The organism is Pseudomonas sp. UBA7530 (assembly GCF_002479365.1).
In the GTDB taxonomy this organism is placed as follows: domain Bacteria; phylum Pseudomonadota; class Gammaproteobacteria; order Pseudomonadales; family Pseudomonadaceae; genus Aquipseudomonas.
The window spans coordinates 557,897-566,871 of record NZ_DLMS01000001.1; the positions used below are offsets into that span (position 1 = coordinate 557,897).

Genomic DNA, 8,975 nt, shown 5'->3' on the forward strand with positions numbered 1-8,975 from the left:
ACCGGCATCAGACTAACGTGGTGACACAACGATAAAAAAAGTGTCCACATGCCATTAATGCCCGCCCCGCGCATCGCGCCCTCCGGAGAACGGTTCGGCCATGGCCAGATCGACTGACCAGACCCCGCCCCTGCCACATATCCCGGCGATGGATCCCGCCGAATTCGAGCAAACCTGGCAAGACGCACCGCGTTTGCTGGCCGCGCTGAATGGCGCGCATCTCGGTACCTGGTACTGGGACATTCGCAGCGGCCAGGTGAACTGGTCGCGCGGCGCCCAGGCACTGTTCGGCCTCGATCCCAATCGCCCGGTAACGCGGGAACTGCATTACATCGAGCTGATCCCCGAGGAGGAGCGCGCCGAAGTTCTGGCGACGTTCGAGGCCATTCTCAAGGGCGAACAGATCCCCAATGCCCTGCGCCATCGTATCCGCTGGCCGGACGGCAGCCTGCACTGGCTGGAGATCACCGGCAGCCTGCAACGCGAGGCTGACGGTCGGCCACGGATGTTCGGCGTGATCCGCGACATCACTGCCCAGCAGGAACGTGCCGAGGCCCTGAGCGCTTCAGAGGAACGCTTCGCCAGCCTGTTCCGCCTGAGCCCCGACATCATGATGCTGGTGCGCTACGACAACAGCGAAATCATTGAGGTCAACCAGCACTTCACCCACGCCTTTGGCTGGAACCCCAGCGAAATTCTTGGCTACTCCACCCATGAGCTGAATCTCTGGGTACACGCCAGTCAGCGCGACCAGTTGCGTCGGCAGGCGCCGCTGAGCCGCGAGCCGGTGATTCAGGAGGTGCAGCTACGCACCCGCGCCGGCGACATTCTCGACGGTGTGCTGTCGAGCCAGTACATCGAATTGCAGGGTGACCGCCTGATGCTCTGCACCTTTCTCGACACCAGTGAGCGCAAGCGAGCGGAGAACGCACTGCGCGCCAGCGAGGAAAAATTCGCCAAGGCATTCATGCATACCCCGGACGCGGTGGCGATCTCCGAGCGGGCGACAGGTCGCTTTATCGAAGTCAACCCGAGCTTCGAGCAGCAGTTTGGCTGGAGCTGCGCCGAAGCCGTGGGCCGCACCTCGCTGGAGCTGGGCATCTGGGCTGACCCCGGTGACCGTCAGCGCATGCTCGAAGCCGCGCAAACCGGGCGCCTGGACAACCTCGAGGTGCGCCTGTTCAGTCGCGACGGCCGCGTCACCAGCAACCTGCTGTTCGGCGGCGAGATTGAATTGAACGGCGTCGATTGCCTGGTGCTCACCGTGCGCAACATAACCGAACAACGCGCCCAGGAACTGGCGCTGAACGAAAGCAAACAGCGCCTGCGCCTGGCGCTGGAATCGGCCGACCTGGGCACCTGGGACTGGCACATTCCCGGCAGCCGCCTGATCGCCAGCGCCCGCGCAGCGCAACTGCAGGGGCTGGACGCGGCACCATTCGAAGGCGCCTTTCTCGATTTCTTCCGGCATGTGCCAATGGAGGACCGGCGCAGCCTGCGCCAGCACTTTCAGCAGATGGTCGAAGAGCGCCGCAGCCATTATCAGGTCACCTATCGCGTACAGCGGGAGAATGGCGGCCTGCGCTTTCTCGAAAGCACGGCCAAGCTGCAGCTCGACGACGACGGGCAACCGCTGCGAATGGTCGGCACCCTGGTCGACATCAGCGAACGGGTATTGCGTGAACAGCGCCTGCAAGCCTCGGAAGAGAAGTTCGCCAAGGCCTTCCACTCCAGCCCGGACGCGATCACCATCACCGAGCGCGAAAGCGGCCGCTACATCGAGGTCAACGAAGGCTTCACCCGCATCACCGGCTACCTGCCGGAGGAAGTGGTCGGGCGCACGTCCTTCGAGATGGACGTCTGGGCCTATCCCGAGGAGCGCCAGCGGTTGCTCGAGCAGCTGTCGCGCAACGCCAAGGTACTGCATATGGAAATGCACGGCCGGCACCGCGACGGCGACGTGCGCCTGGTCGACGTTTCCGTGCAACCCATCGAACTCGATGGCGTGCCCTGCCTGCTGCTCACCGCGCGTGACATCAGCGAGCTCAAGCAGGCCCAGGCGCAGGTGCAGCACCTGGCCTATCACGATGCGCTGACCAACCTACCCAATCGCGCCCTGCTGATGGACCGTCTGACTCAGCAGATCGCCCTGCTCAAACGCCATGACCTGCGCGGCGCCCTGCTGTTTCTCGATCTCGACCACTTCAAGCACATCAACGACTCGCTCGGCCACCCCGTCGGCGACTCCGTGCTGCGCCTGGTCACCGCGCGCCTGGAAGCCAGCGTGCGTCTGGAGGACACCGTGGCGCGCCTGGGCGGTGACGAATTCGTGGTATTGCTCTCTGGCCTGGAGGGCAAACGCTCGGAAGTCACCCGCCACGTCCGCCAAGTCGCCGAAAAACTGCGTCAGCTGCTTGCCGAACCGATGCTGCTGGACGGACACCGCCTGCAGGTTACACCGAGCATCGGTGTCGCGTTGATTCCCGACCACGGCAACACTCCAGCAGATTTGCTCAAACGCGCCGATATTGCCCTGTACCGCGCCAAGGATTCCGGCCGCAACGCTATCCAGCTGTTTCGCAGCACCATGCAGGATGCTGCCAGCGCTCGCCTGCGCCTGGAGAATGATCTGCGCCTGGCTCTGGCTCGTGGCGAATTCGAACTGCACTTCCAGCCCCAGGTCGACGCCCGTGACGGCAAGGTGGTCGGCGCCGAAGCCCTGCTGCGCTGGCAGCATCCGCAACTGGGGCCACAATCGCCGGCGCACTTCATTCAGGTGCTGGAAGAAAGCGGATTGATCGTTGAGGTCGGTGGCTGGGTGCTGGCCGAGGCCTGTCATTTCTGCTCCCAGCTACTGGCTGGTGGCTTGGTCGACAGCGAGCGCTTCAGCCTGTGCGTGAACATCAGCCCCCGCCAGTTCCGCCAGCACGACTTCGTCGAACGCGTAGCCAACTGCCTACGTGCCAGCCAGTTGCCCAATGCCATGCTCAAGCTGGAAATCACCGAAGGCATCGTCATTCAGAATATCGACGATACCGTCGGCAAGATGCTGCGCCTGAAAAAGCAAGGCGTCAGCTTCGCCATGGACGATTTCGGCACTGGCTACAGTTCGCTGACCTACCTCAAGCGCCTGCCGGTGGACATGCTGAAGATCGACCAGTCGTTCGTGCGCGACGCCACCAACGACCCCAACGACGCCGAGATCATTCGCGCCATCGTCGCCATGGCACGCAGCCTGGGCCTGGGGTTGATCGCAGAGGGTGTCGAACAGCAGGACCAACTGGAGTTCCTGCAGTCGCAAGGTTGCCATCTTTATCAGGGTTATCTGTTCAGCAGACCGCTGCCGCAGGAAGCCTTCCGCGACCTGCTGATGCTGAACGGCTAGAGCCGAGCCAAATGAAAAAGGCGCCCCGCGGGGCAACTGTTCGCTTAAGGTGCTCGCGCTTGGCTCCCCTCTCCCATTTATGGGAGAGGGGCTGGGGGAGAGGGCTGAAAACACTGCAAAACTGCCAGTTTTCCCCTCGCCGAACGCGGCCCGCCCTAACCCTCTCCCCGGAGGGGCGAGGGGACTGATCGCGTTCGACCATTCTTATGTGAACAGCATTAGCCCCGCGGGGCGCCTGCTTCATCGACCATCGACTCAGCTTTCCAGCGCAGGACGCTGACTGCCGATGGGAATGCGCTTGGCCTTGGCCTCTTCCGGCACGATGCGCTCCAGCTCGACATGGAGCAGACCGTTAACCAGGTTGGCACCCTTGACCTCGATATGATCGGCCAGGCGGAACGACAGCTTGAACGCACGCTGGGCGATGCCCTGATGCAGGTAGCTGACACTCTCGGCGCTGCGATCACGCTTGTTGCCGACCACGGTCAGCACGCCCCGCTCGACCTGCAGCTCCAGATCGCCTTCCTCGAAGCCGGCAGCCGCGACCACGATGCGGTAGTGGTCTTCGCCATGCTTCTCGACGTTATAGGGCGGGTAGGAACTGCCGGCGTCATTGCTGCGCAGGGCAGATTCGAAAAGATCGTTGAAACGGTCGAAACCGACGGACTGGCGGAACAGAGGGGCCAGGGACAGTACGTTGCTCATGAGTATTCTCCTGAAAATTTCAGCAAGGTTCATATCGCGGAACCCGACTTCGGCATCCCGCAGTCACGTATTTAGGGTCGCCAGGACATTTTTCAAGAGCCTGAAAAATTCGTTTACAGCCCGCATGGAAGCATGGACCCACCAAGCCACCCACCATCCCTACCGCAGCGTGTGGCGTGCGCACCAAGCTTCAGCCGTAGCCCGGATGCAATCCGGGGAGAATGCCCGCTGCCTGGATTTCATCCAGGCCACAGGCTTTAGCTGGAGGGCATCATCAGCAGCCGGTCGATACGCTCGCAATCCTGCTCGCGGCGCACCTCAGCGAACAGCGCGACAGCTTCCGGGTAGGTACGAGTAAGCATCGCCAACCACTGTTTCAGGCGCCCCGGTGCGTAGCGCGGCGCCAGCTTGCGCCTTGCCTGCTGCCAGAAGTCGAGCAGCAGCGGCTGCAGTTCGGCCCAGCTCATTTCCTCGGGCGCCTCTCCGGCCCTGACCGCCGCGATCTGCCGTGCCAGACCGGGGCGCGATACCAGGCCGCGGCCCAACATGATGTCATCCACGCCACTGATTTCACGGCAGCGGCGCCAGTCATCCAGCGTCCACACCTCGCCATTGGCGAACACCGGCACGCCGACCACCTCTTGCACCCGCGCCACCCATTCCCAATGCGCCGGCGGCTTGTATCCCTCGACCTTGGTACGCGCATGCACGACGATCTGGCTCGCCCCGCCTTCGGCTAGCGCCCGCGCGCAGTCCAGCGCGCCCTCCTTGCCCTCGAACCCCAGGCGCATCTTCGCCGTCACCGGAATTTCGACCGGCACCGTGCGGCGCACCTCACGGACGATCGCATGCAGCAACTCGGGCTCCTTGAGTAGCACCGCACCGCCGCGCGACTTGTTAACCGTCTTGGCCGGGCAACCGAAGTTGAGATCGATCACAGGCGCGCCGAGCGTACAGGCAAACGCGGCGTTGTCGGCCAGGCATTGCGGATCGGAGCCGAGAAACTGCACCCGCATCGGCGTGCCGGCCTGGGTGCGTGAACCGTTGAACAGCTCGGGCGCCAGCTTGTGGTAGGTAGCCGCCGGCAACAGCCGCTCGCTCACGCGAATGAACTCGGTCACGCACCAGTCGATCCCACCGATACGGGTCAGTACGTCGCGCAGGATCTCGTCGACCAGCCCCTCCATGGGCGCCAGGGCGATTTGCATGAGATAGTCCGAAAAAATGGGGCGCACAGTTTAAGGGGTCGCGCGCCGCGCGCAAGATGGGCCACACTGACAACCGCCAAAACAGGAAGCTCGTCATGCGTTATCTCGCGTTGATCGTTCTGGGTATGTGGTATCTGGGGGCACAGGCCAGCGACGCGCTGCCCCGGGGTATCAAACAGATACCGCCCGACCCGGTCGCCGACGCGTCGGCGCGCTTGATCTTCAGCCGCGACAGCAACGCGCCGAACGCCTGCGACGTGGAGCTTTACGTCAACCAGCAGGCGGTGGCGAAGCTTGGCCCAGGCGAACGCACCAGCCTGGACCTGCCCAGCGGCGAATTAAGCGTCGCCGTGGCCCTGTCACCCGACGGCTATTGCGGCGGGCGTGGGCCGGACGTCGCGCAGTCGATACTGCTGCGCCCCGGCGAAACCCGTCAGTTCGCCGTGATGGTCGAACCGCACCAGGTGTTTCTCGCGCCACTGATCGACTGAGCGCGCCTATAGCTCAAGCGGATAAGGCTCCATCAAGGCCTGGCCATAGCCCTCGACGAACTCCGACGGCATGCGCTTGGGGCGCCCGCTGGACAATTCGATGCAGACGAAGGTGGTCTTGGCCCTGAGCAGCGTCAGACCATCCTCGGGCCGCACCAGCTGGAAACGACGATCCATCTTCAGGCGTTGGTCGGACTCGACGATCCAGGTCGCCATCTGCAGCTGCTGCCCTTCATAGGCGCTGGCCAGGTAATCGATCTCGTGACGCACCACGGCCATGGCCCGATCCAGGCGGCGATACTCGACCAGATCCAGCCCCAGAAACTGCGAATGACGCCAGGCGCAGCGCTCCAGCCAGCTGACATACACCGCGTTGTTGGCATGGCCGAGACCGTCGATATCCTCTGCTGTCACGTCGATATCGATGACGAAGGGGCTGGGCAGCTCCCAGTTCATGGCGGTACCTCCAGGTTTGCAGCCCGCCAAGACGGGCCGAATGAGCCGGCCCGGGCGAGGCGACAACGGCGCCGCCCAGGCTCCATGTTCCACACCGGGTGACCGCCAAACTCGTCGGCGGCCGCTCGATCCGGCCCCGCATCATACGCCGCGCGGCCAGTGCATGCAGTGCCGAGCTTTCATCGCGCCATTACCGCGCGCCATAATGCGCGCACTCGCCAGAGAGTCCGAGAACGAGCAATTGACTGCCATCCTGCGCCTATTGATGCTTCTGCTGCTGCCAGCGCTGACCTGGGCAGACAGCCTGCCGCTGCCGAGCGGCCAGACGCAGACGCTGCCCGGCCCCTACATGTATTTCTGGCAAGACCCGAGCGGCCAGGCCGACATCACCAATGTCCGGGCCCTGCCCGACTCTGCCTGGCAGCCCGTCGACCGGCGCGATGCCAGCTTCGGCTACGGCGGCAGCGCCTACTGGCTGCGCCTGGACGTGCACAACCCGCACAATCGCTCGCTTGGCTGGGTACTATTGATCGGCAATCCGTTGCTCGATCAGCTGGACGCTTACGGCCTCGACGACGAACGGGTTTACCGCGCGGGTGACCAGCGCCCCTTCGGCTGGCGCTGGGTCGAGCACCGCCAGCTGGCGCTCCCACTGGACGTCGAGCCGGGCGAGCAACGGCGCATCTGGCTGCGCATGCAGACCGACGGTTCCGCCAACCTCAGCGCCAGCCTGATGACCCATGAGGCATTCGATCACGAGGAGCAACGCAGCCTGTTGTTACAGGGCCTGTTCTTCGGCGCCCTGATCGCGATGCTGATCTACAACCTGAGCATCTTCTGCATCACGCGTGACCGCAATTACCTCTGGTACAGCCTGTTCGTCGCCAGCTTCAGTCTCTATCAGTTCATCCAGCTTGGCTTCGCCCTGCAATGGTTGTGGCCCAACGCCCTGGCCTGGCACCAGCTCAGCTTTCCACTCAGTTCGGCGCTGGCGACCTTGTTCGGCATACAGTTCACCTACGGCGTGCTGGAGCTGGACAAGGCCGCGAAGCCCTACCGCTGGGTCGCCAACGCACTCAAGGCCTGCGCCTGGCTGGTACTGGGCATGGCGCTCCTCGGACCTTATGCACCCGCACTGATAGGCAGCTTCGTACTGGTGGTCGCCTGCGCCGTGGCCGCCTTCATCATCACTCTGCTGCGCTGGCGTGAAGGTTATGTGGCGGCACGCCTGTTCGCCCTGGGCTGGTTCGTGCTGATCACCGCCAGCCTGGCCAGCATCCTCACCGGCACCGGGCTGCTGCCCTACTCGCTGCTAACCCTTCACACGCAACAGGTGGGCGGCCTGATCGAGATGACGGTGTTCTCCATCGCCCTTGCCGCACGCATCCGCCAGGTGCAACACGCCGAACGCCTGGCACAGGCCAGACTGATCGAACAGGAGCGCCATCTGCGCAACGAGCAGGCCAAGCACCTGGAACTGCAGAGGCAGATCAGCGAGAGCCTGGAACAACGCGTGCAGGAGCGCACCGCGACCCTGCAGGACACCCTGCAGCAGCTGTCCAACGCCAACCTGCGCCTGGCGGAGCTGAATCGCCGTGATGGTCTCACCGGCCTGTTCAATCGCCAGACGCTCAGCGAGGAACTGGCGCGCGCTTGCGCCCGCGCCGAGCGCAGCCAGCAGTCGCTGGCGATCCTGATGATGGACCTGGATCACTTCAAGCAGGTCAATGACCACTATGGTCACCTGGCCGGCGATGCCTGCCTGCGCCATGCAGCCCAACGCATCCAGCAACGTCTGCGCAGCAGCGACCTGCTGGCCCGCTTCGGCGGCGAGGAATTCGTCGCCCTGCTCGACGGTACCGACCTTACCGGTGCACTCGACCTCGCCGAACAGCTACGCGAAGATATCGCCCGAACCCCCTGCAGCTACCAGCAGCAATCGATACCACTGAGCCTGAGCATCGGCCTGCACGCCGGGGTACCGAACGATCCCAACTGCGGCGAGCGCTGGCTGGAACTGGCGGATCGCGCCCTGTATCGCGCCAAGGCAGACGGCCGCAACCGCGTGGTCAGCTACGAAGCCGTGGCACTCAACGACGCCTGAGAAGCAGCGTCAGGGCTCCGGCAGCGGGCGCTGCGCTCCATTGGCAGGCGAAAATAAAAAGGGGCCACCTCCGAAGAGGCAGCCCCTGGGTTCCGCAAATGCGGCAAGAAAAATGGCGTCCCCTAGGGGACTCGAACCCCTGTTACCGCCGTGAAAGGGCGGTGTCCTAGGCCACTAGACGAAGGGGACGAAACCTTCGAACGACAAGGCCAGCGCTAGGCTGGCCTTGTGTGATTGGTGGAGCTAAACGGGATCGAACCGTTGACCTCTTGCATGCCATGCAAGCGCTCTCCCAGCTGAGCTATAGCCCCGAAACCTTGCGGTCGGCTCGCAGCGCTTGCGCGTTGCGACTGGAAAATGGCGTCCCCTAGGGGACTCGAACCCCTGTTACCGCCGTGAAAGGGCGGTGTCCTAGGCCACTAGACGAAGGGGACAAAACCTTCGAAGAACAAGGCCAGCGCTAAGCTGGCCTTGTCAGTGTTTGGTGGAGCTAAACGGGATCGAACCGTTGACCTCTTGCATGCCATGCAAGCGCTCTCCCAGCTGAGCTATAGCCCCGAAACCTTTCGGTCTGGCTGCAGCGCCTGAGCGCTGCGGCTGGAATAAGTGGCGTCCCCTAGGGGACT

The 8,975-nt window shown here is 63.6% G+C and carries 6 protein-coding genes and 4 tRNA genes; 3 read left to right on the forward strand and 7 right to left on the reverse strand.

Features of this window, described 5'->3' with window-relative positions:
* Window positions 1–100 precede the first annotated feature (100 nt).
* Window positions 101–3,385, forward strand: a complete 3,285-nt coding sequence (locus B2U07_RS02695) for a bifunctional diguanylate cyclase/phosphodiesterase (protein ID WP_275544782.1) — start codon at window positions 101–103, stop codon at window positions 3,383–3,385.
* A gap of 255 nt (window positions 3,386–3,640) precedes the next feature.
* On the opposite strand, the gene B2U07_RS02700 is transcribed toward B2U07_RS02695, so the two are convergent.
* Both B2U07_RS02700 and B2U07_RS02705 read right to left on the reverse strand, forming a co-directional pair.
* Complete coding sequence (locus B2U07_RS02700) at window positions 3,641–4,090, reverse strand: Hsp20 family protein (protein ID WP_197857317.1); 450 nt, start codon at window positions 4,088–4,090, stop codon at window positions 3,641–3,643.
* 257 nt (window positions 4,091–4,347) lie between these two features.
* Window positions 4,348–5,298 carry a tRNA dihydrouridine synthase gene (locus B2U07_RS02705; RefSeq protein WP_275544781.1) on the reverse strand — a complete coding sequence of 317 codons (951 nt, stop codon included), beginning with the start codon at window positions 5,296–5,298 and terminating at the stop codon, window positions 4,348–4,350.
* Between the two features lie 95 nt (window positions 5,299–5,393).
* Between B2U07_RS02705 and B2U07_RS02710 the strand changes: the two genes are divergently transcribed.
* Entirely contained in the window at window positions 5,394–5,789 is a 396-nt protein-coding gene (locus tag B2U07_RS02710) for a hypothetical protein (protein ID WP_275544780.1), read from the forward strand.
* A gap of 6 nt (window positions 5,790–5,795) precedes the next feature.
* Here B2U07_RS02710 and B2U07_RS02715 read toward each other — a convergent pair whose 3' ends face one another.
* A complete protein-coding gene (locus B2U07_RS02715) occupies window positions 5,796–6,245 on the reverse strand; it encodes an acyl-CoA thioesterase (protein ID WP_275544779.1) in 450 nt (149 codons plus the stop codon).
* Window positions 6,246–6,450: 205 nt separating this feature from the next.
* Here B2U07_RS02715 and B2U07_RS02720 point away from each other — a divergent pair, with 205 nt between their 5' ends.
* Window positions 6,451–8,349 (forward strand): sensor domain-containing diguanylate cyclase, encoded by a 1,899-nt coding sequence (locus B2U07_RS02720; RefSeq protein ID WP_275544778.1) that lies wholly within the window; start codon window positions 6,451–6,453, stop codon window positions 8,347–8,349.
* Between the two features lie 113 nt (window positions 8,350–8,462).
* Here the strand turns inward: B2U07_RS02720 and B2U07_RS02725 are convergent.
* The 4 genes from B2U07_RS02725 to B2U07_RS02740 form a co-directional block, all read right to left on the reverse strand.
* A tRNA-Glu gene (locus B2U07_RS02725) sits at window positions 8,463–8,538 on the reverse strand.
* Between the two features lie 46 nt (window positions 8,539–8,584).
* Window positions 8,585–8,660: transfer RNA gene (locus tag B2U07_RS02730), tRNA-Ala, on the reverse strand.
* Between the two features lie 47 nt (window positions 8,661–8,707).
* Window positions 8,708–8,783: transfer RNA gene (locus B2U07_RS02735), tRNA-Glu, on the reverse strand.
* Window positions 8,784–8,831: 48 nt separating this feature from the next.
* Window positions 8,832–8,907 (reverse strand) — tRNA-Ala (locus B2U07_RS02740).
* Window positions 8,908–8,975 lie beyond the last annotated feature (68 nt).